Origin of the sequence: Acidovorax sp. ACV02 (assembly GCF_014851475.1) — a bacterium.
GTDB classification, from domain to species: Bacteria; Pseudomonadota; Gammaproteobacteria; order Burkholderiales; family Burkholderiaceae_C; genus Acidovorax; species Acidovorax delafieldii.
The window spans coordinates 408,747-433,685 of the sequence record NZ_JACUZU010000002.1; the positions used below are offsets into that span (position 1 = coordinate 408,747).

Sequence of the window (24,939 nt, forward strand, 5' to 3'; positions counted from 1 at the left end):
CAAGATGCCCCTCGCTCCCTACCTCGACACCGCCCCGGTCCTGGACACCGGCGTTTTCATCCACGACTCTGCCCAGGTCATCGGCGACGTCACGCTGGGCCGCGACAGCTCGGTGTGGTGCAACGCCGTGCTGCGCGGCGATGTGAACCGCATCACCGTGGGCGTGTGCAGCAACGTGCAAGACCTGACCATGGGCCATGTGTCGCACCGCAACGCCAGCAAGCCCGAAGGCTCGCCGCTGGTCATCGGCGACTACGTCACGGTGGGCCATTCGGTGATCCTGCACGGCTGCCGCATCGGCAACGAATGCCTCATCGGCATGGGCTCCATCGTGATGGATGACGCCATCATCGAAGACCGCGTGATGCTGGGCGCAGGCAGCCTGGTCTCGCCCGGCAAGGTGCTGGAGAGCGGGTACCTCTACATCGGCCGCCCTGCGGTGCGCCAGCGCGCGCTCACCGATGCAGAGATTGCGTACCTGAAATATTCAGCCGAGCACTATGTGCGGGTGAAGAACAACTATCTGGAGGGCACATACCACGCGGCTGCGGCGCCCCCGGCGCCCCCCGCCCACCAGGGATAAAGCCGGGCCGGGATAATCGGGGGTTCCACGACCCCTGCGGCGGCACCGCATCGCCCCATTGCCTGTTTCCACCATGTCTGCCGTCGCCCCAGCCTCACCCGCCCAGCGCGTCCTCTCCGTCATCCCCCCGATGACGCAGCTGAACACGCCCTACCCCTCCACCGCCTACCTCACGGGCTTTCTGCGTTCGCGGGGGGTGACGGCGTTCCAGGAAGACCTGGCATTGGCGCTGGTGCTGCGCCTGCTCTCGCCCGAAGGGCTGCGCGCGGTGGCGGCCCAGGTGGATGCGCTGCCCGCCAAAAAGCAGAGCCCCGCCGTGCAAAGTTTTGCGGCGCAAAAGGACCGCTACCTCGCCACCATCGGCCCCGCCATTGCCTTCTTGCAAGGCCGCGACAGCACGCTGGCGCACCGCATCGTGGGACGGAACTACCTGCCCGAGGGCCCGCGCTTTGCCACGCTGGATGTGTATGTGGATGACGAAGGCGGCGACCCGCTGGGCTGGGCCTTTGGCGCGCTCGGCCTGACGGACAAGGCCAAGCACCTGGCCACGCTGTACCTGAACGACCTGGCCGATGTGCTGCGCGACGCGGTGGACGAGCGCTTTGAGTTTGTGCGCTATGCCGAATCGCTGGCGGGCAGCCAGCCCACGTTTGACCCGCTGGCCCAAGCACTCGCTGCGCCGCCCACGCTGGTGGACGAGTTGCTGGAGCAGCTCACGCACGAAGCGATTGCCAAGCACCAGCCCAGCGTGGTGCTGCTGTCCGTGCCGTTCCCGGGGTCCGTGTATGCGGCGTTCCGCATTGCCCAGGCCATCAAGGCGCGGCACCCGCACATCGCCACCGTGCTGGGCGGCGGCTTTGTGAACACCGAGCTGCGCGAACTGGCCGACCCGCGTGTGTTCGACTTCTTTGATTACGTAACGCTGGACGCGGGCGAACGCCCATTGCTGGCGCTGCTGGAACACCTGCGCGGCGAGCGCGGCCGCCAGCGCTTGGTGCGCACCTTCGTGCGCGGTGACGATGGAGCGGTGCAGTACATCAACATGATGGAAGCCGACATCGCCTTTGCCGAGGTGGGAACACCCACCTGGGATGGCCTGCCGCTGGACCGGTATCTATCGCTCCTGGACATGCTCAACCCCATGCACCGCCTGTGGAGCGACGGGCGCTGGAACAAGCTCACCGTGGCGCATGGCTGCTACTGGAAGAAGTGCAGCTTTTGCGACGTGAGCCTGGACTACATCAGCCGCTACGAAGGCGCCAGCGCCGCCGTGCTGGCCGACCGCATCGAGCAGATCGTGCGCGAGACGGGGCAAACCGGCTTTCACTTTGTGGACGAGGCGGCGCCGCCCAAGGCGCTCAAGGCCCTGGCTACCGAGCTGATTGCGCGCAACGCAGGCATCAGCTGGTGGGGCAATGTGCGGTTTGAAAAAACCTTCACCCCCGACCTGGCCGAGCTGCTGGCCGACAGCGGCTGCATTGCGATCTCGGGCGGGCTCGAAGTCGCGTCAGACCGGCTGCTCACGCTGATGAAAAAAGGCGTGTCGGTGGACCAGGTGGCGCGCGTGACCCGGGCCTTCACCGACGCGGGCATCCTGGTGCATGCGTACCTGATGTACGGCTTTCCCACCCAGACGGTGCAGGACACGGTGGACGCGCTCGAATACGTGCGCCAGTTGTTCGCCAACGGCTGCATCCAGAGCGGGTTCTTCCACCGCTTTGCCTGCACCGTGCACTCGCCCGTCGGCAAAAACCCCGAGGAATACGGCGTCACGCTGGCACCGCTGCCGCCCGGCGACTTCGCCAAGAACGACGTGGCCTTCATCGACCCCACGGGCGTCGACCACGACGCGCTGGGCGGCGCGCTCAAGAAGGCCATCTACAACTACATGCACGGCATCGGTCTGGAAGAAGACGTACGCACGTGGTTCCCGTTCAAGGTGCCCAAGACGACGGTGCGGCGCGACCGGATCGAGCGCGCGCTGCGCGAGCGGGGGTAAGCGTTGGCGGTGCGAATAACTGAATGAAATTACCTGCTAACGCTTATTTATTAGGCGCTAGAAGCTATCAATAGCAGAGCATTTGCATGCCCCTGACTCTCCGCCAGTTTCGCTTCACAGCCGCCATCTTCGACATGGACGGACTGCTGGTGGATTCCGAGCGTGTGACCCAGCGCGCATGGATCGACGCCGCACAGGCGCGGGGCATCGCGCTGGAAGAGGTCGACTACCTGCAGGTGGTAGGGCGTGCGTCTGCCGACTCTGATGCGATGCTCACGAAGTTACTGGGTGGGCCCGGTGTCTTTGAGCTGGTGCGGGCCGATGTGGCCGCGCGGCTATCGGACGGCGGGCCAGCGCCGCTGTTCCCCCTCAAACCCGGCGCCGCATCGCTGCTGCAGGCGCTGCGGCAAGCGGGAGTGCCCTGTGCGGTGGCCTCGTCCTCGCGGCGCGACGAGATCGAACACCGCCTGGCCAGGGTAGGCGTGCTGCAGCACTTTCACGCCTGGGCCGGTGGTAACGAGGTGCCGCGCGGCAAACCCGACCCGGCCCTGTATCTGCTGGCGGCAGCGCGCCTGGGTGTGGACCCGATCCAGTGCCTTGCGTTTGAAGACAGCGAAAACGGTGCGCGCGCGGCGCAAGCAGCCGGGGTGGCCGTGGTGATCGTGCCAGACCTCAAACGGCCGGGCGCCGAGGTGGTGGAGCGCAGCTACGGCGTGCTGGAGTCGCTGGTGCTGGCACACGACCATCTCCCACACTGGTTTCCAGCCCCGTAGACGGCAGAAAACGAGCCCATCGACCGCCTTGCTCGTCGGCAAATCGCAATCAGCCACCAAATTCAGAGCAATTACTGTTTCTGCTTCTGGTAAGCCTTGTCGGCCGGTGGCCCCCGATCGGTGTCTTGCAACCCACGCTGCACATCACGGTAGGCCTGCTCGATTTGCGCGTCGGGCTTGCCATGGGTCATGTCCACCGACTCGTCACGCTCGTGGGGCAGCTTGGGCTTTTCTTCCTTCGCGGGAGACTGCCCCGCCTTCAGCGGTCCCTGCGTGTCGGGGCCGGGGGCCTGGCGTTTGGTGGTGTCGACGGAAGGTTCTGGGCCGGTGGGGGCGGGGGTGGGTTCGTCGGGGTTGGTGTTGCGGGGCATGGGGTCTCCTGGATGGGGACCGCAACGGGTCCCGTCCTGTGGATCGTAAAAACGCCCCCCTCGTCGCCGTGTAGGCCCAGAGGCCATCTAACCGACGGGCGATGGAGACGGCGCACACACGCCCTTGGCGTGGCGGGCCCCCCAAGCCATGCGACACTACTGTATGTCTCAACAGGTGTGGGCCGCACAGGCCCTTGAATCTTTCGATGCGGTGGTGTCGGCCACCGAGGGTTTTCGCAGCCGCGCTGGCCAGCGGCTGATGGCGCAGCAGGTAGCACGCACGTTCAGCAGCGCCACTCTGGGCAAGGTGGATGAAGAAAGTGGCGAGGCGGCGCCCAAGCGCTCCATTGCCGTCATCCAGGCGGGCACGGGTGTGGGCAAGTCGCTGGCGTACTGCGCACCCGCCATTGCGCTGGCGCTGTCGCGCGGCACGCGGGTGCTGATCTCCACCGCCACGGTGGCGTTGCAAGAACAGCTGGTCAACAAGGACCTGCCCGCGCTGGCCGCACTGCTGCCCCAGCCCTTCAAGTTTGCGCTGGCCAAGGGGCGCGGGCGCTATGTGTGCAAGCTCAAGCTCGACCGCCTGGCGGGCACGGGCGAGGCGGAGGAAGAGGGCGAAGACGACCTGTTTGCCGAGGAGGAAGCGGCCGCCCGCGCCAAGCGCCCCCGGCACGAAACCGAGGCGCGCATCCAGTTCTATTCGACGATGGCGCAAACCTTGTCGAAAGGCGCCTGGGATGGTGACCGCGACAGCCTGGACACGCCGCCCGAGCCCGAGGTGTGGAGCCCCGTGGCAGCCGAGGGCGCATCGTGCACCGGCAAACACTGCCCGGCTTTCAGCCAGTGCACCTACTACGACAAGCGCAAAGAGCTGGTGGGTGCGCAGGTGATCGTGGCCAACCACGATTTGCTGCTTTCATCGCTGGGCGCGCGCGTGTTGCCCGAGCTGGACAACTGCCTCCTGGTGCTGGACGAAGCCCACCACCTGCCCGCCACGGCGCTCGACCAGTTTGCTTGCAGCATGGACCTGTCGCGCATCACCTGGATCGAGCGGCTGTCGAGTCGGGGCCTGCGCATTGGTGCGCTGCTGGAGGTCGAAGAGATTGCCGACATCCCCAAACACTCGGCCCAGCTGCGGCAGACGCTGCAGGACCTGGCGCGCATCGTGATGGATGTGTACGGCGCCCAGCTCAAGAGCCAGCCCAGCGCCTGGGGCCCGGCGCGTGTGCGCGTGCCACGGGGCGAGCTGCCTGAACAGTTGATTGCCCCGCTGGGCCTGCTGGCCGCCAGTGCCGAGGGCTTTCTCGATGCCCTGCGCGCCATCAGCAAAGCCCTGCGCGCCGAGATGCGCGACAAGCCCGACGAGGCCAAACGCCTGTCCACGCTGTACGCTCAGATCGGCATGCTGGCCCCACGCCTGGAAGAGCTGCACGCCACGGCCCAGTTGCTGCTGCAGGACGCGCCCGAAGGCGCGGTGCCGGCAGCCAAATGGTTCACGCTGGAGGTGGATGGCGACTTCATCGTGGTCAAGGCGCATGCCAGCCCCATCCTGCCTGGCACCACGCTGCGCAACCACCTGTGGAGCGCGGTGCGCGGTGCGGTGCTGACATCGGCCACGCTCACCAGCTGCGGGCACTTTGACTTTTTTCTGCGCGAGGCGGGCCTGCATGGCGACGAGGCCACCACCACGCTGGAGGTGCCCAGCCCCTTCAACTACGCTGCGCAAGGCACGCTGATTGCCGCCGAAACCCGCGCCGACCCCAAGAACGCCGCGCAGTTCACCACCGAGATGGTCGATGCGCTGCTGCACGACATTGCCCGCGTGGAATACGGCGCACTGGTGTTGTTCACCTCGCGCGAGCAGATGCGCCAGGCCGTGGATGCATTGCCCACCGCCATGCGCAGCGTGGTGCTGGTGCAGAACGCGCTGCCGCGCACACAGCTGCTGCGCCGCCACCGCGAGCGGGTGGAGAACGGCGAGCCCTCGGTCATCTTCGGCATGCAGTCGTTTGGCGAGGGGCTGGATTTGCCCGGGCGGCTGTGCGAATCGGTCTTCATCACCAAGCTGCCCTTTGCCCCGCCCGACGACCCCGTGGGCGAGGCCCGCGCCGAATGGCTGCGCGCCGTGGGGCGCGACCCCTTCAGCGAGCTGGTGGTGCCCGCCACCGCCATCCGCCTGGCGCAATGGGTGGGCCGCGCGATCCGCACCGAAGAAGACATGGCGCATGTGTACTGCTACGACAAGCGCCTGACGCGCACGAGCTACGGCCAGCGGCTGCTCAAAGGGCTGCCGCCGTTTGCGCTGGAGCAACGCGCGCCGCTGTGAAGCGGCGACACTTTGCGCACCCATTTCACAACCACTACAACAACGACAGAGAGGACCCCACCATGCCCCACACCGTTCCCGCCTGCCCCCAGTGCGGCCAGGAGAACACCTACCCGGATGGCAGCAACTATGTGTGCCCCGACTGCGCCTTTGAATGGCCGCAGGTGGCCGATGCAGCGGACGCCGACGCCGATGCAGGCGACGGCATCGTCCGGGATGCCAACGGCAACCCGCTGGCCGACGGCGACGCGGTGATCCTGGTGAAAGACCTCAAGGTCAAGGGTTCGTCGTCCACGCTCAAGAAGGGCACCAAGATCAAGAGCATCCGCCTGGTGGATGGTGCCGATGGCCACAACGTGGACTGCAAGACGGACCTGGGCAGCATGCTGCTGAAGTCGGAGTTCTTGAAGAAGGCCTGATGGAGGAGGGCGGCGCCCCTGTGTCAGACAACCGCCCACAGGCATCGGCGTTCCCCGCCGACGCCCTGGCCGCCCCATGGTGCCTAGAGTCAATCGATTGCAGTGCCCGCACTCTTCGATTGATTCCCTACCGCCTGCTGGAGGCCCCATGCACCCCAACTCCCCCGCCCACGACACCTTGTGGAAGCTCATCAAGGACATCCGTTTTGGCATGCTCACGCACCGCACGTCCACAGGCATGCTGCACGCGCACCCGCTCACCACGCAAAACCGGCAGCTCGATGAACAGGCCGAGCTCTACTTCTTCATCTCCCAGTCGGGCGAGCTGTACGAACGCCTTTTGACCGATGGCGAGGTGAATGTGTCGTACGCCGACCCGGGCGAGGACCGCTATGTGTCCGTGTCAGGCCAGGCGCGTTTTGTGGACGACCGCGCGCTCAAGGAAGCCCTGTGGTCGCCCATGGCCAAGGCGTGGTTCCCTGGCGGAGCGACCGACCCGGACCTGGCACTGCTGGTGGTGCGCGTTCGCCACGCCGAATACTGGAACGTGGACGAGAGCAAGATGGTGCAACTGTTCCAGATGGCCAAGGCGGCCTTCACTGGCGAGCCGCCGCGCAGCCTGGGTGAACACAAGGAACTCACGCTGTTCTGAGCGCCTGTGGACGATCCCTCGGGATCGGCCTGCAGGGTGTGAGTTCAGCGCCGTTCACCAGGACGGTGCAGCATCTGCACCGCCATCCTGCAGGTCCCCGGGGCAAATTTCAGGCAAAACCAGGCGCTAGCGCTACGGAAACATGGCTTGTTTGCTACTATTTTGGCAGTGAACGCATGCAGTACCTCCTGGGGCCCGTAGGCCCCATTCTTTTTGGGCAGCTCTTGCAAAGCAGCCAAACACCATCCATATTCCATCCATACACCATCTGTCTGGATGTTCTTTGGAGTGTGCTTGATGAGCAACCTGGTTCCCACCGCCCCCGCACGCAGCAAGGTGCCCGAGTCCGAGAAGGTCACCATCAACCTCGGTTTTGTGGACCTGGGCCACATTGACCTGCTGGTGTCCGAAGGCTTTTACGCCAACCGCACCGACTTCATCCGCACCGCCATCCGCAACCAGCTGACCGCCCAGAACGACGCGGTGCGCCAGGTGGTGGCCCGCAAGATGCTTGTGCTGGGACTGCAGCGTTTTGGCCGGGCCGATCTGGAGGCCGTGTTGGCGGCAGGCCAGGCGCTGGAGATCCGTGTGCTGGGCCTGGCCAGCATCGACGACGACGTGCCGCCCGCACTGGCGCAGGCCACGATCGCCTCGGTGACGGTCTTGGGCGCGTTCCACGCCAGTACGGCCGTCAAGGCCGCACTGGCCGGGCGCATGCATTGAATCCGTACACAGACCGCAGCGCGTCGCCCGTGCCCGCACCCACCACCAAGGAGTCCCCATGGACTGGAACCTGAACCTCAAGCGCCTGATGGGCGAAGCCACCCAGCTGGTGCGCAGCGGCCAGCTGGCCGACGCCACGCGGGCCATCCAGCAAACCCTGGGCGAGGCCGTGGCGCGCCATGGCCCCCCTCCCGCACCCGCCATCACAAGCGCCCCCCCGCTGCACGCACCCGAGCCCGAACCCACGGCAGGGAACGCCCCCCGCTGGCGCAGTGCCCACACCGCGCAAGAGGTGGAAGACGCCGTGGTCATCGACCGCAGCACCCACGCTCCGCCCGCAGAGGCACAGCCCACAACCACACCACGCACCGCCGCCAGCCACCACCCGCTGGCGGAGCCCGCCGGCAGCTTCACCCGCGTGGCCTTCACCCACCCGGGCGCTCGGCACAACCCGCACCACTACCACCTGTACGTGCCCCCGGGCGCCACGGCAAGCACCCCCATGCCCCTGGTGCTGATGCTGCACGGCTGCACGCAGAACCCGGTGGACTTTGCGACTGGCACGGGCATGAACGACGCAGCCGCGCCCGCCAACGCCCTGGTGCTGTACCCCGAGCAACCCCACAGCGCCAACCCCAACGGCTGCTGGAACTGGTTTCGCCCCGGCGACCAGCACCGGGGCAGCGGCGAGCCCGCGCTGATCGTGGCCATGCTGCGGGATGTGATGGCGCGCCACCCGGTGGATGCGCAACGCGTCTACGTGGCGGGCCTGTCCGCCGGCGGCGCCATGGCCGCACTGCTGGGCCGCGAATACCCCGACCTGTTTGCGGCCGTGGGCGTGCACTCAGGCCTGCAGGCGGGTGCCGCGCACAACGTGATGGCCGCACTGTCGGCGATGAAGAATGGGGCCAAACCCGGTGCGGCGACCCACCATGCCGCTGACGCCCCAGCCCTGCCACCCCCACCGGTGATCGTGTTCCACGGCGATGCCGACACCACCGTACATGCACACAACGGTGAACAGCTCATCGAGGCAACGCTGTCAACACTGGCCACAGCCCCAGGTGACGGCCAGACGACGGTGGAGACCGTGCACCAGGGCCAGTCCCGTGGTGGCCAAAGCTACACCCGCAAGGTCTACACCGTGGCGGGTGGCGCCCCGTCGGCCAGCGCACTGACTGGCACGGTGGTGGCAGAACACTGGGTACTGCACGGCGCAGGGCACGCGTGGGCTGGTGGGCACGCGGGCGGCAGCCACACCGACCCGTGCGGCGTGGACGCCACGCAGGAGATGCTGCGGTTTTTTCTGGAGCATCCGCGCGCTGCGAGGCATTGACTCTCCACACGCGTCCGCTCGGTCTTCGATGCGCTAAGGCCGGTGTGCAAGATCGCGCACAACACCTTCTAGCCCCTGAACCACGCGAGCCAGGTGGTCGAAATCCAACTGGTCAGGAGTGTCCTGGCCGGTGTGATAGTGGGGATAGCGATAAGGGGCGGTGTCGGTCACCATCAACGCGGGATAGCCCGCGTCGAGATAGGCCGCATGGTCTGAATAGTCCACGCCGGGGATGAAGCGGGGCGCCGCAATGCCCTCGGACGGAAGCGCCGCGTGGGACCGAAAGGACCGCACCACCTTTCGCACCAACCCCAGGTCGCCAGGCGTCGCCACAAAAGCGATGAAATCACCCTGCGTGGGGTAGAACTGGTTCAGGGGCCAGGGGTACTTCTGCGACCCTTCGGCGCTGGAAAAGTACCCCATGGTCTCCAGCGACAGCATCGCAACCACGGGCGCCCCACGAGCCAACAAGGCCTGGGCGTGCACCTGGCTGCCCATCAGCGGGGTCTTGAAAAAGGGCGGCTCTTCGTTGGTGTAGAGCACAAACATCACGTCCGCCTGCGCGGAGGCGCCCAGGTTCTTGAGGCTTTTGGCCAGTGCCAGCACGGCGGCGGTGCCCGTGGCGTTGTCGTTGGCGCCGGGCGTTTCGTGCGCCGAATCGTAGTGGGCGCCAACCACCACCAGCCGCTGCCCCGGTGCGCTCTGGCTGGGCACCGTGACCTCCAGGTTACGCACCGCCACACCGCGCGCCTTGAACTCGTCACGCCGGACTCGGTAACCGTACGACGCCAGTTCCGACTCCAGATAGGTCGCCACGGCCTCCAGGGCGGCAGGGTGCTGGGTGTTGTGTTCCTGCGCTGCAATCACGGCCACATGCTGGCGCAATTGCTGTGCCAGCACCTGCTGCTCTGCGGTGGCGGGCAGGAGCGCGCCGCGGTGCGAACTGCCGGGCATGGTGGTGACTGCCAGGATGGCCGCCAGCAGCAGGCCCAACACGGTGGCGAGGGCCCCGGTGATGCGCAGCAGGCTTTGCCCCAGGCGCAGGGCGATCTGTGAAATTCTCATAGCGTTGTATTCATCGGCACTGCGTGCCTGTTACCAAGCACATGCCCCGAGTGCATCCGTCACTTTGATGGATCACTGCGACGCGGGCGCGCCTTGCGATAGCGACGGGTGGCCTCAGCCACCATGGCGTCCTTGGGCAACAGCTGGGTGCCGCCCACCCACAGCTCGGTGGCGGTGCCGCTGGCATCGCGCACGCGGCGCACCGGCTGGCCGGGGCTGGCATAGGCCGAGGCTTTCTGGACCACGCCGCTGTCGCGCCCGGTGATGGCCAGCTCCGTGGTGGCGGCGTTGAACGGCACGAACATGGCGGGCACCACCTGGCACACCACCTTGCCCATGGGCACCATGTCGCTGGCGCCCCACAGGCTCCACCAGCGCCCCGCCCAGGCGGCTTCCTTTTTGCCCGGCGCACCATGCTGCTGGAACGCAAACAGGATGCTGGCAATGCCTTCCACCCACTCGGTGGACAGGCCGTCCTGCGCGTTGGTGAGCACCGTCACCGTCAAGTCGAGCGCGGGGTAGCGCGCGGTGCGTGACAGGAACCCTTGCAGGCTGCCGGTGTGGCCCATCCATTCACGCGGGCCCGGCGCGCTGAGCATGGTGCCCAGGCCGTAGTGGGACTCGAACAGGTTGCAGGGGTCGCGCCAGCGGCGCTGCGCCATCTCGCGGCGGCTGGCGGGCGACAGGATGCTGCGCTGGCTGTCTGGCGCCAGCTGCGAAAAGAAGCGGGCCACATCCGACGCGGTGGACACAAACCCGGCCGCCGGGGCCATGGCGTCGCAACGGTTGTCGCCCGGCACGATCAGGCGCTGGCCGAACGGAAACTCGCTGCTGTGGCCCACGGCCATCGGGGCGCCCCGGGCCAGGCGCGGCATGTCGGGCACGGTTTCCTGCAGGCCCGCAGCATCGATCACGTGGCGCACCATCCAGCTGGCGTACTCCGTGCCGGTGACCTGCTCCATCATCAGCCCCAGCAGGCCGTAGCCGTGGTTCGAGTACTTGAGCTGCACCCCCGTCTCCAGCGGCGGCTTGTGGCGCAGATCCGCCAGCAGCTCTGCGCGGGAGAGATATGGACGCCGGTCGAGGAACTGGCCGGCATCGGGCCCGTCGCGCGTCACGCCCGCGCTGTGCGAGAGCAGCTCGCCAATGCGCGCCCGGGCCAGGTCCTTGTGCAGGCCATCGACATAGCGGCCAATGGGGTCGTCCAGCCCGACCTTTCCCTGCTCGCGCAGCAGCATGACGCCCGCTGCCGTAAAGCTCTTGGAGTGCGACGCGATGCGCAGGCGGTGCCGGGGCGTGAGGGGTTGGTGGGTGCGCATGTCGGCCACGCCCAGGGCCAGCTCGGCCACGGTCTCGCCGCCGCGTGCAATGGCCACGGAACACCCGGGCTGGCGGTAGCGCTCCAGTTGCAGGTCCAGCCACTGCGGCAGGTAGTCCAGGGCGGCGTGGAGCCAGGCGGGTTGGGTGGTGTGGTTCTTCATGGGTTGCTCGGCTCCATGCATCCAGAAACGGGGTGGGGCAGTGTAGGCCACACGCCTGGATGACACGTGGACACACAGGCCCCAAGGGCGCACAGGATGGCGGGCAGGATGGCGCGCAGGTGCGGCGGCACAATCCTTCCTTTTCGCACGCAAGCCCATGCCCCCCATCGCCGTCATCGACTTTGAAACCACCGGCGTCTCGCCCGGCCAGGGCGCGCGCGCGACCGAGGTGGCCATCGTGCTGCTGGAAGGCGGCCAGGTGGTGGACCGGTTCCAGAGCCTGATGAAAACCGGGGTGTGGATTCCGTCCTTCATCACCCAGCTCACCGGCATCACCAACGCGATGGTGAACGCCGCGCCCGACGCGGCGCAGGTGATGCAGGACGCCGCGCGTTTTGTGGGCGATGCGCCCATGGTGGCGCACAACGCATCGTTCGACAGCAAGTTCTGGCAGGCCGAGCTGGCGCTGGCCGGGCTGCCTGCACCGCAGCCGTTTGCGTGCACGGTGTTGCTGTCGCGGCGCCTGTACCCCGAGGCGCCCAGCCACAAGCTGGGCACGCTGGTGGACCACCACGGCCTGCCGCGCACGGGCCAGGCCCACCGGGCGCTGGCCGATGCCGAGATGGCCGCTGCGCTGCTGGCCCGCATGCAGCACGACCTGCGCACCCGCTGGCGGGTGGCCGAGCCCAGCTACGCCTTGCTGCAAACGCTGCAGCGCTGCGCCAAGCCCAAGGTGGGGGCGCTGCTGGCGCAGCATGCGGGGATCTGACCCCACCTTCCTGCTGGCGATACAGCAGTATGTTTACTATTAAATTGATAGCTATCAGGGCATGATTCACTAGCGCTTGCTGCACTTTTGACTTGAAACCAGAGTTGGCGACCGCTCTTCAGAGCGTGCGGCCGTGGGGGCCGAGCAAGCACTGGCGCGGCAAGTGCAGGGCCTGCTCTGCCGATAATCGACCAGGACCTGCGCGATGGGGCTGTGCCACCGATGGCGCGGCCCCGCCTTCGTCCTCACAACCTGTTCACGACGACATGAAAGGCTTGGCCATGGGGTATCTGGTACTGGGACTGGTGTTGTTTCTGGGCGTGCACTCGGTGCGCATCGTGGCCGATGGCTGGCGCACGCAGACGCGGGCGCGCCTGGGCGAGATGCCGTGGAAAGGGCTGTATTCGCTGGTGTCGGCCGTGGGCCTGGCATTCATCGTCTGGGGCTACGGCCTGGCGCGGCAGCAGCCGGTGGTGCTGTGGGTGCCGCCCATCGGCATGCGGCACGCCGCAGCGCTGCTGACGCTGATCGCCTTTGTGCTGCTCGCCGCCACCTATGTGCCGCGCAATGCCCTCAAGGCCCGGCTGCACCACCCCATGGTGCTGGGCGTGAAGGTGTGGGCGCTGGCGCATTTGCTGTCCAACGGCAACCTGGCCGACGTGCTGCTGTTTGGCAGCTTCTTGCTGTGGGCGGTGCTGAGCTTTCGCGCCGCGCGCCAGCGCGACCGGGCGCAGGGCACCGTGTACGCGGCAGGCAGCGCTGCAGGCACGGCGGCGGCTGTGGTGGTGGGTGCAGTAGCCTGGGCGGGCTTTGCGTTCTGGGGCCATGCGTGGCTGATCGGCGTGGCGCCGCTGGGGCGATGATCGAACGCTGGGAAGGCCAGCACCCCAAATGCCGGAGAATCCGCGCTTTGCGTTTTCTCCTTTCTCGCTGAGACCTCTATGACCGAAGCCACCACCCCCAACACCCCCGCCCAGCCGCCCCTGCCCGACCACCTGTCGGTCAACCCCCGCAGCCCGCACCATGTGGCCGCCGTGTTCGAGCACGACATCGGCATCCGCCTGAACGGCAAGGAGCGTTTTGATGTGGAGGAATACTGCATCAGCGAAGGCTGGGTGAAGGTGCCCGCCGGCAAGACGGTGGACCGCAAGGGCCAGCCGCTGCTCATCAAGATCAAGGGCACGGTCGAAGCTTTTTACAAGTGACCGCTGCACGGGCGGCCGCGCCGCTCGCCCCTGGTGCCTGGGTGATCCACTGCGACGGCAGTGCCTGGCCCAACCCGGGGCGCATGGGCCTGGGGGCCGTGCTGACCGGCCCCGACGGGACCGTGCGGCACCAGATCTCCGAAGCCACCACCTTTACCGGCTGCAACAACGAGGCCGAGTTGCGCGCGCTGATGTTGGCGCTGCAGTGGCTCGCGCAGCAGGGCATTGCCACATCAACCCAAGTGCACGTGTTCAGCGACAACAGCGTGCTGGTGCAGCAGCTGGGCGGCCATCCCACGGCACCGATCGCGCGGCTGGCAACGCTGTTTGAAGAAGCACGCCAGGCACTGCGGCAGTTCCCACAAGCCCAGGTCCAGTGGATTCCCCGCCACCGCAATGGCGCGGCCGATACGCTGGCCCGCGCCGCCCTGGGGCTGGCACCCAAGGCCGCCACGCCGCAAGGCCAGACCATCAAAAAGCGCCGCCGGCGCTGAGCCCCCCGCCCGGCACACGCCGTCAGGCCGGGTCGAGCCCTGCAGCCGCACGGTAGGCCTGGATGCGCGGCAGCACCGCCTGGCGACGGGCGATGCTTTGCGCAGGCCACAACCCTTCGCGTTCGTAATATTCCGCCACGGCGGGTATCCCCGGCGGCAGCACCACCCAGGGCTGTTTGGAGGCCGTGAAGATATGGATGTCGGGCGGCAGGTGATCGGGCGCATCCAGCGTGCCCACGCGCACAAACGCCATGACGGGCCCCGCGCCTGCGTAGTGGCTCCAGACTGCCACCTGGCAGCGCGGGCAACGCGCGATCTGCTGGCCCAGGCCACTTTCTGACGGGGTGTGCACCATCGACGGGGTGCCTGCGAGCAGCTCCACGCGGTCGGCCTCGATCATCGCGTTCAGCGCAAAGGCCGCGCCGCTTTCGCGCTGGCACCAGCGGCAGTGGCAGCAGTGCACAAACAGTGGGGGAGCCAACAGGCGGTAGCGCACATGGCGGCAGGTGCAGCCGCCTTCCAGCGGGTATTCAGGGGCAGGGTGGGGCATGAGGGTGGTGTCCTTGCAGCGGGGTGAGGGTGGGCACAACACCGGCCTTCAGCCGCAGGCGCGGGCCAGCAGCAGCGCCTTTTCCTGCGCGTTGCGGGTGAGGCTGGCCGCGCGCTCGAACTCGGCCCGCGCTTCAGCCCCCCGGCCCAGCTTGGCCAGCAGATCGCCGCGCACGCTGGGCAGCCAGTGGTAGTGGCGCAGCAGGGGGTCGTCGGCCAGGGCATCGACCAGCGCCAGCGCGGCTGCGGGCCCTTCGGCCATGCCCACGGCCACAGCGCGGTTGAGCGCTACGACGGGCGAGGGCGCCACCTGCAGCAATGCGTCGTACAGCGCCACGATGTGGGGCCAGTCCGTGTCTTGCGCCTGCCGGGCGCGTGCGTGGCAGGCCGCGATGGCGCCCTGCAATGCATACGGCCCCCAGGGTTTGCCGGTGCGCGCGAGCTGCTCGGCCTTGTCCAGGGCGGCCAGGCCCCGGCGCACCAGGAGGTGGTCCCAGCGCGCGCGGTCCTGGTCCATGAGCAGCACGGGCTGGCCTTGTGCATCAGTGCGTGCGGGCAGGCGCGAGGCCTGGATTTCGAGCAGGGCCACCAGGCCTTGCACCTCGGGCTCGTCGGGCGCCAGGCTGGCCAGCACCCGCACCAGGCGCTGGGCTTCGCCACACAGCGCGGGGCGCATCCAGTCGTCGCCCGCGGTGGCGGCATAACCTTCGTTGAAGATGAGGTAGATCACCTCCAGCACCGAGGCCAGGCGCGGCGCGCGGTCGGCCGCCCCGGGCACTTCAAACGGCACCTGCGCGGCCGTGAGGCTGCGCTTGGCACGCACGATGCGCTGGGCCACGGTGGGCTCGGGCACCAGGAAGGCGCGCGCGATCTCGGCCGTGGTGAGGCCGCCCAGCAGCCGCAGCGTGAGCGCCACCCGCGCCTCGGTGGGCAGCACGGGGTGGCAGGCGGTGAAGATCAGGCGCAGCAGGTCGTCGCCAATGTCGTCCTGCTCGGCGTGCATCAGGGTGTCCACCACATCGGGCGCGTACTGCGCCTCGAGCGCTTCGAGGTCATGGCCTAGTGCCTCGTGCTCGCGCTGGTGCAGCGCCTGCTGGCGCAGGTGGTCGATGGCGCGGCGCTTGGCGGTCGTCATGAGCCACGCGGCCGGGTTGGCGGGCAGGCCGTCTTTGGGCCAATGCTCCAGCGCGGCCACCAGGGCGTCCTGCGCCAGCTCCTCGGCCCGGCCCACGTCGCGCGTCATGCGCGCCACGCTGGCAATGATGCGCGCGGCCTCGATGCGCCACACCGAGTCGATGCTGCGGTGCAGGGCATCGCGGTCGGGCAGGGCAGAAGGTTTCACGCGATCAAAAGGTGTGAATGAATCCGGCGCATTCATTCACAGGTTCTCAGCCCAGCGCCTTGCTGGCATCCACCATGTGCACAAACTCCCAGGTGTGGCCGTCCAAGTCGTCAAAGCTGCGCGAGTACATGAAGCCCAGGTCTTGCGCCGGGCGCGGTGTGGTGCCGCCTGCAGCCACGGCCCTGTCCACCAGCGCATCGACCTCTTCGCGACTGCTGCACGAGAAGCACACCAGCACCTCCGACGTGGTGCGTGCGTCGGCAATCGTTTTGTCGGTGAAGGTTTGATAGAAGCTCTTGACCAGCAGCATCACGAAGAGGTTCTCGCCCACCACCAGGCAGGCGCCTTGGTCGTTGGTGAACTGGGGGTTGAACTCGTAGCCCAGCGCGCGGAAAAACGCCTGCGAGCGGACCATGTTCTCGATGGGCAGGTTCACAAAAATCTGTTGGTGCATGACGGACTCCTGAAGGGTGAGGACGGTAATGGGAAACGAAGGGTTTGGCAAAGGTGGAGGGGCGGTGGGCGGCGTTCACGTTGCGGGCTTTTGCGCCACTGCCTGCAGGTTGGCCAGGCCGTCCTCGAAGTCCTGCCCCACCATGCGGTCCATGTTGAACACCAGGTGGGCGATCTTGGCCAGGTAGGGCACGGGGCCCTGCATGGCCCAGGTGACGCGGGTGGCCTCTGTGCCTTCGGGCTGCAGGGTGAATTCCACCTGGTTGTGGGCTTCGAAGGGCTTCACAAAGTCGAGCTTCATGCCCACGCGGCGTGGCGCAGTGGCCTCGACGATCTCCATGCTGCCCACGCCCACCTTGTCGCTCTGCCAGGCGTAGCGAGCGCCGGGGCCGCTGGTGGCGGCGCTGTACTGGCCCTGGATGGCCGGGTCTTTGCGTTCATACGGGTTCCAGGTGTTGAACTGGCGCAGGTCGTGGATGAGCCCGTACACCCGCTCGGGCGGTGCCGCAATCACGCGGCTGCGCTCCACGCGAAAGGTGTCGGGGCGGGTGGCGGCAAACGCCAGCAGCAGCGCAAGGGCCGCCAGCAGCACGAAGGCGATGGTCTTGATCATGGGGATGTTGTCCTTCACGCTGGGCATCAGCCGCGCAGGGCTTCGAGGTCGCGGAACTGTTCGACGCCATCCACCCCGGCAAAGTCTTCCATTTCGTAGAGCTGGCGCACTTCGATCTCGGCTTCCAGGCCCTCGCCGCGTGGATTGGGAAAGCGGCGGGTCCATTCCAGCGCCTCGTCGCGGCTGCGCACCTGGATGAGTGTGTAGCCCGCGATCAGCTCCTTGGTCTCGGTGAACGGGCCGTCGGTGACGGTGCGGGTGCCACTGGCGCTGTAGCCCACGCGCCAGCCTTTGGCGGACGGCTGCAGGCCGCTGGCGTCCAGCAGCACGCCGGCCCGCGCGAGTTCTTCGTGGTAGCGGGCCATCGCAGTCATCAGGGCTGCGGTCGGCTGGCAGCCCTGCTCGGATTCGGCGGTGGCCTGGATGATGATCATGAAGCGCATGGGGTTCTCCTCAGGGTAGTAAAAAATGCGGAAGCGCCGACGGTCCTTGCTAGGTGCTTCACAGTGACGACGAATGGGAGCGCCCGAAATCGACATACGGATGTGCAAGCCCGGGCGGAACCAGGGTTAACACCTATCCTGGGCGGTTGGCGCGCGGGGCGGGTGAGGGGCCGCCATAGGGAGACTACTGAGCGCCCGCACTGGGTTTTGCAACCCCTGGTCGATACAATTTGTAAAGACTGATTCATCGATCCTGAGACTTCGCCCCGCATCCTCCCGCCCGCCCGCCAGCGAGGTCCCCACGGGGGGACAACCGCCAGCCACACGCAGTGCCTTTGCCATGAAACGAGGATCGACCTATCGACAGCGGCCACACCGCCCATGGGTGGTATTGGGGCTGTGCGCTGGCATGGCGGCAGCCCACGCGCAGTCCGACATCGCCGCCATGGCCGACCTGCCGCTGGAGCAGCTCATGCAGATGCAGGTCACCACGGCCAGCCGGTATGCACAGACGGCCCTGGAGGCCCCGGCGGCCGTGAGCGTGGTAACCGCCGATGACATCCAGCTGTTTGGCTACCGCACGCTGGCCGATGTGCTGGCCAGCATGCGCGGGCTGTATGTGTCCTACGACCGCAGCTACCACTATCTGGGCACACGGGGTTTTGCCACGCCGGGCGACTACAACACGCGGGTGCTGCTGCTGGTCAACGGCGTGCGCTTCAACGACAACCTCTACGACCAGGCGAGCATCGGCACGGACTTTCCCATCGACCTGGACCTGGTGGAACGGGTGGAATTTGTGCCTGGCCCCGGGTCCGCGGTGTATGGGGCCAATGCTTTTTTTGGCGTGGTCAATGTCATCACCCGCGATGGTCGCCAGCTGGGCGGGCCCCAGGTGAGCACCGAGGCCGGCAGCCATGGCTACGCCAAGCTGCGGTTTTCGGTAGGCGCCGTCGATGCGCAGGGAGGCGACTGGCTGATCGCGGCCACGCGCTCCACCGCACGCGGGGCCGACCAGTACTACCCCGCGTTCGATGCGCCCGCCAGCCACCAGGGCGTGGCGCACGGCCTGGACTATGACCGCAGCACCCAGCTGTTCGCACGCATGCGACGCGATGGGCTGACGCTGACCCTGGCCCACGGCGAGCGCACCAAGGGCATCCCGACTGCAGCGTTCTCGCAGGTTTTCAACGACCCGCGCTCGCGGTACATCGACACCAGCACGCGCGTGGCCGCCGAATACACCGCGCAATGGCAGCCGACGCTGGCCTTCACTGCGCGCCTGCACGCAGGGCGCTATCAGTACGTGGGCGACTACGTGTACGACTACCCGCCCGTGACGGTGAACCGCGACGTCGGCACCGGCCAGTGGTGGGGCACCGAATGGCAATGGGTGAGCACGGCCTTGGCGCGGCACAAGCTGTCGTGGGGGCTGGACTACCGGCGCGACACCCGCATCGCTCAGCGCAATGACGACCTGGACCCGCCCGCGCAGTACCTTGACACACGCCGCAACGGCAATGTGCTGGGCGTCTATGTACAGGATGAGTTTGCACTGCGCCCCGACCTCACGCTGCACGCCGGCCTGCGCTGGGGGCAGCAGTCGGGCAGCGCAGGCGCCCTGCACCCCCGCCTGGGGCTGGTGTACTGGTGGGACGCGGCCACCGCTGTCAAGCTGCTGCACGGCACGGCCTACCGTCCAGCCAACGCCTATGAACGCGACTACCGCGTGAACCTGCCCGGCGGCGTGGTGGACACCACCAGCATCCGGTCCGAGCGTGTGCGCACCACCGAACTGGCCGTGGAGCATGCCCCGACCGGGGCCACGCGCCTGCTGCTGACGGCGTTCCGGTCGGGGGTGAGCGACCTGATCTCGCTGGACAGCCTGGGCCACTCGGACCGGCTCACCTTCAACAACACCCGCACCGTCAAAGTGCATGGCCTGGAGGCCGAGGCCGAACAACGCTGGGCGGGCGGGCGGCGCCTGCGCGTGGCCTATGGGTGGCAAAAGGCACGGGACCCGTCAACGGACGGAGCGCTGACCAACTCGCCCCGGCACCTGCTCAAGCTCCAGTGGTCCGACGTATTGCACACGCCTGCGAACTGGGGCTGGAACCCGGGCCGCTACGCCATCGAGGCCATCGGCATCGGCCCGCGCAACACCGTGCTCAACGCCCGCCTGCCCGGGCATGTGCTGACCCATCTGACCTATTCCACGCGCATCGCGGATGTGGATGTATCGCTGGGGGTGTACAACCTGTTCAACCGCCGCTACGCAGACCCCGCTTCGTTCGAGGTGCGGGAAGATGCGATCCGGCAGGACGGGCGTACCTACCGCATCAAGCTGACGTACGCGTTCTGAGCCATGGCCTATTTCCTGCGATTGCGCACGCTGCTGGCGATCTGCCTGTGGACGGTGTGTGGCGTGGGCACCAGTGCAGCCCGTGCCAACGAGCCCGTGGCAGACCTGGACCTCAAGGCCGCCTACATCTTCAACTTCATCCAGTTCATCGACTGGCCCGACAGCGATGGCGCGCCCGGCAATGACGTCACGGTGTGCGTGTCTGCCTTCAGCCCGCTCAAGCGCGCCCTGACTGCGCTCGATGGCAAACAGGCCACCAAGGGCCGCACCGTGCGCGTGCGGTTGCTGGATCTGCCGGCGATTCGTGGCTGCCGCGTGCTCATCATCCACAACGCCGAAGTGGAGCCTGTTCTGCGACTGCTGCGTACCCTGCCGCCGTCCCACGGCATCCTCACCGTGTCGGATGAAATCACCTTTGTGAATCCCGAAATCGTCATCGCACTGGCCCAACAGGAAGGGCGTGTGGTGTTCGGCATCAGCCCCGACGCCGCCAACAAGGCCGGCCTCATCATCAGCTCACGGCTGCTGCGGCTGGCCAGGGGAGGCCGGTGAAAACACGCCCCGCTGAAGCCGACACCGCAGCGCCCGCAAGCCCGGCGACACATGCCCTGCTGTCATCGCGCCTGGTGGTCACCGGCATCCTGGCCGCAGGCCTGGCGCTGCTGACCGTGGTGCTGGCGCTCACCGGCGTGGACTACTGGAGCACCCGCGCGTCCATGCTGCAAGACAGCCGGGTGGAAGCCGCCATCGTGGCCGACAACATCTCTGCGGCCGTGGTGTTCCGCGACACCAGCACCGCCAACGAAATGCTGGGCGCGCTGCGGTCATCGTCCATGGTGATCAGCGCCACGGTGTACGACAAGGATGGCGTGCTGTTTGCGCATTACGCACGCGACCGCGACCCGGACTTTCCCACCACGCTGCGTGCCACGGGACTGGACGGCGCCGCAGAGCGTGCTGGCTGGCGCATGCTCGAGATCGCCCGGCCCATCGAGGCGTCTGGCACCACCTGGGGCACGCTGTACATCCGCAAGTCGATGGCGGCGGTGTACATGCGGCTGGGCATCCGGTTTGGCACCGCCTTGTTGATCGCCATTTGCGTGATGGCCATGGCCACCGCCATGGTGCTGCGCAGCCGCGCTGCTGTGCGCGAGGCCGAGAACCGCTTGCACGCGCTGGCCCACACCGACGCCGTCACCGGCACGGGCAACCGGCACGCGTTCAACGAGCGGCTGGCCGCCGAGCTGCAGGGCGCACGCGGTGCGGGCTACCGGGTGGCACTGGTGTACATCGACCTGGACAACTTCAAGACACTCAACGACACCTTCGGCCATGCGGCGGGGGACGGCCTGTTGCGCCAGGTGGCCCGGCGCCTGCAATCCGTGGTGCGCAGCACCGACACCATCTCGCGCCTGGGGGGCGACGAGTTTGCGTTGATCCTGCGGCTGGACATGGATGACGCGGCGCTGGAGAAATACGCGCAGCGCATCGTCAGCGTCTTCCAGGCCGCTTACACCGAGGTCGGCCAGCAGGTCAACGTGACCTGCAGCGCAGGCATTGCCACGTTTCCCGACGATGCGATGGACATGGACGCGCTGGTGAGCAACGCCGACACCGCCATGTACCGCGCCAAGGAGATGGGCAAGAACCGCTGCGTGCGGTTTGATGCGTCGATGAACCTGGCCGTGGTGCGGCGCCAGGCCATTGAACAGGCGCTGCGTGCCGAGCTGGAGCAGGGCACCGGTTTGGCGCTGCACTACCAGCCCCTGTTTGCCGCCAGCGACCGGGCCCTGGTCGGCGCCGAGGCCTTGCTGCGGTGGACGCACGCGGAGCTGGGCTCCGTGTCGCCGCTCGAGGCCGTGTCGGTGGCCGAAGACTGCGGACTCATTGCCCCGCTGGGCTACTGGGTGATGCGCACCGCCTGCCGCGACGCCGCGCAGTGGAAAGGGGGCCCGCCCCTGCGTGTGGCCGTGAACATCTCGGCACGGCAACTGGGTGACCCACAGTTTCTGGAACGCGTGATGGACATCCTGCGCGAAGAGGGCCTGCCAGCGCACCTGCTGGAAATCGAGCTGACCGAAACCGTGCTGATGGAAAACATGGAGGCCGGCGCCCACACGCTGCACCGGTTGAGCCAGCTGGGCATTCACCTGGCCATCGATGACTTTGGCACCGGCTACTCGTCACTGGCATATCTGCGCCAGTTGCCCATGCGGCGCCTGAAGATCGACCGCAGCTTTGTCAAAGACCTGCCGGGGCAGGAGCACAGCCGTGCCATCGTCACCGCCATTGTGGCGCTGGCGCACGGTCTGGGGCTGCAGGTGACCGCCGAGGGCGTGGAAACCCAGGAGCAGGCCGACTACCTGGTGCGGCAAGGCTGTGATGTGCTGCAGGGCTATGTGTTTGCACGCCCCATGCCCGCGCCGCAGTTCCTGGCGCTGCAGGCAGGCGCTTCGGCTTGATTCAATCCACCGCGCCGTGGTAGCAGGGCGCCAGTTCGCGCACCTCCACGGTGGCCCACTCGGCGGCCGGGCATTCGCGGGCAATGGCAACGGCCTCGTCGCGCGTGGCGCAGTCGATCAGAAAGAAGCCGCCCACCATTTCCTTGGTCTCGGCAAACGGCCCGTCGGTCAGACGGGTCTGCCCTTCGCGCACCTGCAGCCGCACGGCCTGCTCGGTCGAGGCCAGCGACTCGCTGGCGCGCAACAGGCCCCGGGCCTGCAGACCGGCACCAAAACGCTGCATGCGGGCATAGGCCTCCTGGCCACCGGCCAGGCCCCGCTCAGCACGCTGGCCGTGGGGTTCCATGATGAGCAACAGGTAAGGCATGGGGTCTCCTGAATCGGGGCCAATCGTGCCAGCCGCCATGGGAAGTGGCAGAGCTGGAGACATTCAAGGGCGTCATGCTACCAGCCTCATTTGCTACATATTTGATAGCTAATTAGGCATATACAACAAGCGCCATAGCAGATTTCATGCAAATGGTTGCGCACCGCAGCATCACTGTGCTATCTTTGGCTTCCTATGCAACGCAGCATGTTCCTATCCACCCTATCGCTAGGCCTAGTGCCTGGCCGGGGTCTGCCTGCGTTCGCCACCGTTGCCGTTTCGCGCAACACCTGATCTCCCCCTGACCCCGGCCCGCGAACCAGCCTTTGCACACGCAAAGGGCTGCAGGGGATGTCATTCGTTTTGATTTCTTTCGATTCCGATTGACCCGTGCACCGTGCCTGATTGGCACACCGCACACACCGTTCGTGGAGCCCCTCATGATTGCCAAGCCCGCCACCAAATACCAACCCATCGCCCCCATTGCGCTCGGCGACCGCCAATGGCCCAACCGCAGCATCACCCAGGCGCCCGTGTGGCTCTCCACCGACCTGCGCGATGGCAACCAGGCCTTGTTCGAGCCCATGAACGGCGAGCGCAAGATGAAGCTCTTTCACGAGCTGGTGCGCATCGGCTTCAAGGAGATCGAAGTCGGCTTTCCGGCCGCGTCGCAAATCGATTTCGACTTTGTGCGCCGCCTCATCGACGAAAACCTCATCCCCGACGACGTGACCATCATGGTGATGACCCAGTCGCGCGAGGACCTGATCGCACGCACCGTGGAGGCCGTGAAAGGCGCACCCCGCGCCATCGTCCACTTGTACAACGCCACCGCGCCCGCGTGGCGCCGCATCGTTTTTGGCATGAACGTGACGCAGGTGATGCAGCTCATCGCGCACCATGTGGGCTACCTCAAGCAGCTCACCGACGCCCAGCCCGAAACGCAGTGGACCCTGCAGTACTCGCCAGAAACCTTCAGTGCCACCGAGCTCAGCGTGTCGCTCAAGGCCTGCCAGACGGCGGTTGCCGCATGGAACGCCGGCCCCGGCCGCTCCATCATCATCAACCTGCCCACCACCGTGGAAAACGCCACGCCCAACGTGTTTGCCGACCAGATCGAGTGGATGGATCGCCACTTGTCGCCACGCGAGCACATCGTCTTGTCGGTGCACCCGCACAATGACCGGGGCACGGGCGTGGCGGCAGCAGAACTTGCAATGATGGCCGGTGCCGACCGTGTGGAAGGCTGCCTCTTTGGCAACGGTGAGCGCTGCGGCAACGTGGACATCGTGACCTTGGCGCTCAACATGTACACGCAGGGCGTGCACCCGAACCTTGACTTCTCGGACATCACCTCGGTCGCGCGCATTGCCGAAGAATGCACCTCGCTGCCCGTGCATCCACGCCACCCGTATGCGGGCGACCTGGTGTTCACCGCGTTCTCGGGCTCGCACCAGGACGCGATCAAGAAGGGCTTTGCCGCGCAAGACCCGAACGCCTTGTGGGAGGTGCCCTACCTGCCCATCGACCCGGCCGACCTCGGCCGCACATATGACAGCGTGATCCGGGTGAACAGCCAGTCGGGCAAGGGCGGCATCGCGTTCTTGCTCGAACGTGAACATGGCGTGGTGATGCCGCGCCGCATGCAGGTGGAGTTCAGCGCCGTGGTGCAGCGCCAGACGGACGCGAGCGAAAGCGAGATGACGGGCGATGCGTTGTGGAGCCTGTTCCAGGCCACTTACCTGCAGGCACCCGTACACGCCACAGTACAGGCCGCCATCACCTGCCACAGCCACCGCATTGACGAAGACGGCCAGGGCATCGAGCTGGACGTGACCATCGACGGCACGCGCCAGACCCTGCGCGGCCAGGGCAACGGGCCGATTGCTGCGACGGTGGACGCGCTCGGCCTGCCCCTGCGGGTGGACCACTACGAGGAACGCGCCACCGGCACGGGCGCCAACGCGCAGGCGATGGCCATTGTGGAAGCAGCCATGGACGGCGTGGCAGGTTCCACCTTTGGGGCAGGCGCCAGCCACAACATCGTGACCGCCTCGGTGCAAGCGATTGTGAGCGTGGCCAACCGGTTGATGGCGCGGCGGCCTGCGTTGCATCCAGAAGCAACGTCCCTGGCCGTGTGACCGAAACCCGC

General features: G+C 67.0%; 25 protein-coding genes. 16 read left to right on the plus strand and 9 right to left on the minus strand.

What is annotated here, in order from left to right:
• The first annotated feature begins 4 nt into the window (after positions 1-4).
• The 3 genes from IB236_RS05775 (at position 5) to IB236_RS05785 (ending at position 3,355) form a co-directional block, all read left to right on the plus strand.
• Positions 5-583 (plus strand): gamma carbonic anhydrase family protein, encoded by a 579-nt coding sequence (locus IB236_RS05775; protein ID WP_056056860.1) that lies wholly within the window; start codon positions 5-7, stop codon positions 581-583.
• A gap of 130 nt (positions 584-713) precedes the next feature.
• On the plus strand, positions 714-2,582 hold the full coding sequence (locus IB236_RS05780) for a radical SAM protein (RefSeq protein ID WP_192419776.1): 1,869 nt from the start codon (positions 714-716) through the stop codon (positions 2,580-2,582).
• An 86-nt stretch (positions 2,583-2,668) separates the two neighbouring features.
• The gene (locus tag IB236_RS05785) at positions 2,669-3,355 is read left to right on the plus strand and encodes an HAD family phosphatase (protein ID WP_192419377.1); all 687 of its coding nucleotides are present in this window, start codon (positions 2,669-2,671) and stop codon (positions 3,353-3,355) included.
• A gap of 71 nt (positions 3,356-3,426) precedes the next feature.
• Here the strand turns inward: IB236_RS05785 and IB236_RS05790 are convergent, their stop codons facing one another.
• Positions 3,427-3,726 carry a hypothetical protein gene (locus IB236_RS05790; protein ID WP_192419379.1) on the minus strand — a complete coding sequence of 100 codons (300 nt, stop codon included), beginning with the start codon at positions 3,724-3,726 and terminating at the stop codon, positions 3,427-3,429.
• Positions 3,727-3,889: 163 nt separating this feature from the next.
• Between IB236_RS05790 and dinG the strand changes: the two genes are divergently transcribed.
• The 5 genes from dinG (at position 3,890) to IB236_RS05815 (ending at position 9,182) form a co-directional block, all read left to right on the plus strand.
• Positions 3,890-6,052: an ATP-dependent DNA helicase DinG gene (dinG, locus tag IB236_RS05795; RefSeq protein ID WP_192419381.1), complete on the plus strand. Its 2,163-nt coding sequence runs from the start codon at positions 3,890-3,892 to the stop codon at positions 6,050-6,052.
• Positions 6,053-6,114: 62 nt separating this feature from the next.
• Complete coding sequence (locus tag IB236_RS05800) at positions 6,115-6,471, plus strand: zinc ribbon domain-containing protein YjdM (protein WP_056743179.1); 357 nt, start codon at positions 6,115-6,117, stop codon at positions 6,469-6,471.
• A gap of 148 nt (positions 6,472-6,619) precedes the next feature.
• The gene (locus IB236_RS05805; RefSeq protein ID WP_099731664.1) at positions 6,620-7,123 is read left to right on the plus strand and encodes a pyridoxamine 5'-phosphate oxidase family protein; all 504 of its coding nucleotides are present in this window, start codon (positions 6,620-6,622) and stop codon (positions 7,121-7,123) included.
• Positions 7,124-7,420: 297 nt separating this feature from the next.
• Positions 7,421-7,846, plus strand: coding sequence for a hypothetical protein (locus IB236_RS05810; protein ID WP_056742556.1), 426 nt, complete (start codon positions 7,421-7,423; stop codon positions 7,844-7,846).
• A gap of 58 nt (positions 7,847-7,904) precedes the next feature.
• Positions 7,905-9,182, plus strand: a complete 1,278-nt coding sequence (locus IB236_RS05815; RefSeq protein ID WP_192419383.1) for a PHB depolymerase family esterase — start codon at positions 7,905-7,907, stop codon at positions 9,180-9,182.
• Positions 9,183-9,215: 33 nt separating this feature from the next.
• Here the strand turns inward: IB236_RS05815 and IB236_RS05820 are convergent, their stop codons facing one another.
• A complete protein-coding gene (locus tag IB236_RS05820; protein WP_056742552.1) occupies positions 9,216-10,247 on the minus strand; it encodes a M28 family peptidase in 1,032 nt (343 codons plus the stop codon).
• A 59-nt stretch (positions 10,248-10,306) separates the two neighbouring features.
• A complete protein-coding gene (locus tag IB236_RS05825; RefSeq protein ID WP_056742550.1) occupies positions 10,307-11,728 on the minus strand; it encodes a serine hydrolase in 1,422 nt (473 codons plus the stop codon).
• Between the two features lie 157 nt (positions 11,729-11,885).
• On the opposite strand from IB236_RS05825, the gene IB236_RS05830 reads away from it, so the two are divergent.
• From IB236_RS05830 to IB236_RS05845, 4 genes are all read left to right on the plus strand, one after another.
• Positions 11,886-12,497, plus strand: coding sequence for a PolC-type DNA polymerase III (locus IB236_RS05830; protein WP_056742547.1), 612 nt, complete (start codon positions 11,886-11,888; stop codon positions 12,495-12,497).
• Between the two features lie 281 nt (positions 12,498-12,778).
• Positions 12,779-13,360 (plus strand): NnrU family protein, encoded by a 582-nt coding sequence (locus IB236_RS05835; RefSeq protein WP_056742546.1) that lies wholly within the window; start codon positions 12,779-12,781, stop codon positions 13,358-13,360.
• Positions 13,361-13,438: 78 nt separating this feature from the next.
• Complete coding sequence (locus IB236_RS05840) at positions 13,439-13,702, plus strand: DUF3297 family protein (RefSeq protein WP_056742544.1); 264 nt, start codon at positions 13,439-13,441, stop codon at positions 13,700-13,702.
• Entirely contained in the window at positions 13,699-14,196 is a 498-nt protein-coding gene (locus IB236_RS05845; protein WP_082564842.1) for a ribonuclease HI family protein, read from the plus strand. Before IB236_RS05840 ends, IB236_RS05845 begins: the two co-directional genes overlap by 4 nt.
• Before the next feature lie 22 nt (positions 14,197-14,218).
• On the opposite strand, the gene IB236_RS05850 is transcribed toward IB236_RS05845, so the two are convergent.
• From IB236_RS05850 to IB236_RS05870, 5 genes are all read right to left on the minus strand, one after another.
• Positions 14,219-14,746 (minus strand): GFA family protein, encoded by a 528-nt coding sequence (locus IB236_RS05850; RefSeq protein WP_056742542.1) that lies wholly within the window; start codon positions 14,744-14,746, stop codon positions 14,219-14,221.
• 48 nt (positions 14,747-14,794) lie between these two features.
• Positions 14,795-16,087 carry an RNA polymerase sigma factor gene (locus IB236_RS05855; protein ID WP_192419384.1) on the minus strand — a complete coding sequence of 431 codons (1,293 nt, stop codon included), beginning with the start codon at positions 16,085-16,087 and terminating at the stop codon, positions 14,795-14,797.
• A gap of 46 nt (positions 16,088-16,133) precedes the next feature.
• Positions 16,134-16,541 carry a VOC family protein gene (locus IB236_RS05860; protein ID WP_192419386.1) on the minus strand — a complete coding sequence of 136 codons (408 nt, stop codon included), beginning with the start codon at positions 16,539-16,541 and terminating at the stop codon, positions 16,134-16,136.
• Between the two features lie 75 nt (positions 16,542-16,616).
• Positions 16,617-17,153, minus strand: coding sequence for an SRPBCC family protein (locus tag IB236_RS05865; RefSeq protein ID WP_192419388.1), 537 nt, complete (start codon positions 17,151-17,153; stop codon positions 16,617-16,619).
• 26 nt (positions 17,154-17,179) lie between these two features.
• Positions 17,180-17,596: a YciI family protein gene (locus IB236_RS05870; protein WP_192419390.1), complete on the minus strand. Its 417-nt coding sequence runs from the start codon at positions 17,594-17,596 to the stop codon at positions 17,180-17,182.
• Positions 17,597-18,005: 409 nt separating this feature from the next.
• Here IB236_RS05870 and IB236_RS05875 point away from each other — a divergent pair, with 409 nt between their 5' ends.
• From IB236_RS05875 to IB236_RS05885, 3 genes are read left to right on the plus strand one after another with little or no spacing between them, the layout of a single operon-like run.
• On the plus strand, positions 18,006-19,958 hold the full coding sequence (locus tag IB236_RS05875) for a TonB-dependent siderophore receptor (RefSeq protein WP_225580983.1): 1,953 nt from the start codon (positions 18,006-18,008) through the stop codon (positions 19,956-19,958).
• Between the two features lie 3 nt (positions 19,959-19,961).
• On the plus strand, positions 19,962-20,510 hold the full coding sequence (locus tag IB236_RS05880) for a YfiR family protein (protein ID WP_056742536.1): 549 nt from the start codon (positions 19,962-19,964) through the stop codon (positions 20,508-20,510).
• Complete coding sequence (locus IB236_RS05885) at positions 20,507-22,420, plus strand: EAL domain-containing protein (protein ID WP_192419392.1); 1,914 nt, start codon at positions 20,507-20,509, stop codon at positions 22,418-22,420. Before IB236_RS05880 ends, IB236_RS05885 begins: the two co-directional genes overlap by 4 nt.
• 1 nt (position 22,421) lies before the next feature.
• Here the strand turns inward: IB236_RS05885 and IB236_RS05890 are convergent, their stop codons facing one another.
• Positions 22,422-22,787 carry a YciI family protein gene (locus tag IB236_RS05890; RefSeq protein WP_056056900.1) on the minus strand — a complete coding sequence of 122 codons (366 nt, stop codon included), beginning with the start codon at positions 22,785-22,787 and terminating at the stop codon, positions 22,422-22,424.
• A gap of 440 nt (positions 22,788-23,227) precedes the next feature.
• Here IB236_RS05890 and leuA point away from each other — a divergent pair, with 440 nt between their 5' ends.
• Positions 23,228-24,928, plus strand: a complete 1,701-nt coding sequence (gene leuA / locus IB236_RS05895; RefSeq protein WP_192419394.1) for a 2-isopropylmalate synthase — start codon at positions 23,228-23,230, stop codon at positions 24,926-24,928.
• Positions 24,929-24,939: the final 11 nt, after the last annotated feature.

Bases quoted from the DNA above. Each gene is read 5' to 3' on its own strand.
- IB236_RS05775 (WP_056056860.1), top strand. From the start codon at position 5: ATGCCCCTCGCTCCCTACCTCGACACCGCCCCGGTCCTGGACACCGGC.
- IB236_RS05780 (WP_192419776.1), top strand. From the start codon at position 714: ATGACGCAGCTGAACACGCCCTACCCCTCCACCGCCTACCTCACGGGC.
- IB236_RS05785 (WP_192419377.1), top strand. From the start codon at position 2,669: ATGCCCCTGACTCTCCGCCAGTTTCGCTTCACAGCCGCCATCTTCGAC.
- IB236_RS05790 (WP_192419379.1), bottom strand. From the start codon at position 3,726: ATGCCCCGCAACACCAACCCCGACGAACCCACCCCCGCCCCCACCGGC.
- dinG (WP_192419381.1), top strand. From the start codon at position 3,890: ATGTCTCAACAGGTGTGGGCCGCACAGGCCCTTGAATCTTTCGATGCG.
- IB236_RS05800 (WP_056743179.1), top strand. From the start codon at position 6,115: ATGCCCCACACCGTTCCCGCCTGCCCCCAGTGCGGCCAGGAGAACACC.
- IB236_RS05805 (WP_099731664.1), top strand. From the start codon at position 6,620: ATGCACCCCAACTCCCCCGCCCACGACACCTTGTGGAAGCTCATCAAG.
- IB236_RS05810 (WP_056742556.1), top strand. From the start codon at position 7,421: ATGAGCAACCTGGTTCCCACCGCCCCCGCACGCAGCAAGGTGCCCGAG.
- IB236_RS05815 (WP_192419383.1), top strand. From the start codon at position 7,905: ATGGACTGGAACCTGAACCTCAAGCGCCTGATGGGCGAAGCCACCCAG.
- IB236_RS05820 (WP_056742552.1), bottom strand. From the start codon at position 10,247: ATGAGAATTTCACAGATCGCCCTGCGCCTGGGGCAAAGCCTGCTGCGC.
- IB236_RS05825 (WP_056742550.1), bottom strand. From the start codon at position 11,728: ATGAAGAACCACACCACCCAACCCGCCTGGCTCCACGCCGCCCTGGAC.
- IB236_RS05830 (WP_056742547.1), top strand. From the start codon at position 11,886: ATGCCCCCCATCGCCGTCATCGACTTTGAAACCACCGGCGTCTCGCCC.
- IB236_RS05835 (WP_056742546.1), top strand. From the start codon at position 12,779: ATGGGGTATCTGGTACTGGGACTGGTGTTGTTTCTGGGCGTGCACTCG.
- IB236_RS05840 (WP_056742544.1), top strand. From the start codon at position 13,439: ATGACCGAAGCCACCACCCCCAACACCCCCGCCCAGCCGCCCCTGCCC.
- IB236_RS05850 (WP_056742542.1), bottom strand. From the start codon at position 14,746: ATGCCCCACCCTGCCCCTGAATACCCGCTGGAAGGCGGCTGCACCTGC.
- IB236_RS05860 (WP_192419386.1), bottom strand. From the start codon at position 16,541: ATGCACCAACAGATTTTTGTGAACCTGCCCATCGAGAACATGGTCCGC.
- IB236_RS05865 (WP_192419388.1), bottom strand. From the start codon at position 17,153: ATGATCAAGACCATCGCCTTCGTGCTGCTGGCGGCCCTTGCGCTGCTG.
- IB236_RS05870 (WP_192419390.1), bottom strand. From the start codon at position 17,596: ATGCGCTTCATGATCATCATCCAGGCCACCGCCGAATCCGAGCAGGGC.
- IB236_RS05875 (WP_225580983.1), top strand. From the start codon at position 18,006: ATGGCGGCAGCCCACGCGCAGTCCGACATCGCCGCCATGGCCGACCTG.
- IB236_RS05880 (WP_056742536.1), top strand. From the start codon at position 19,962: ATGGCCTATTTCCTGCGATTGCGCACGCTGCTGGCGATCTGCCTGTGG.
- IB236_RS05890 (WP_056056900.1), bottom strand. From the start codon at position 22,787: ATGCCTTACCTGTTGCTCATCATGGAACCCCACGGCCAGCGTGCTGAG.
- leuA (WP_192419394.1), top strand. From the start codon at position 23,228: ATGATTGCCAAGCCCGCCACCAAATACCAACCCATCGCCCCCATTGCG.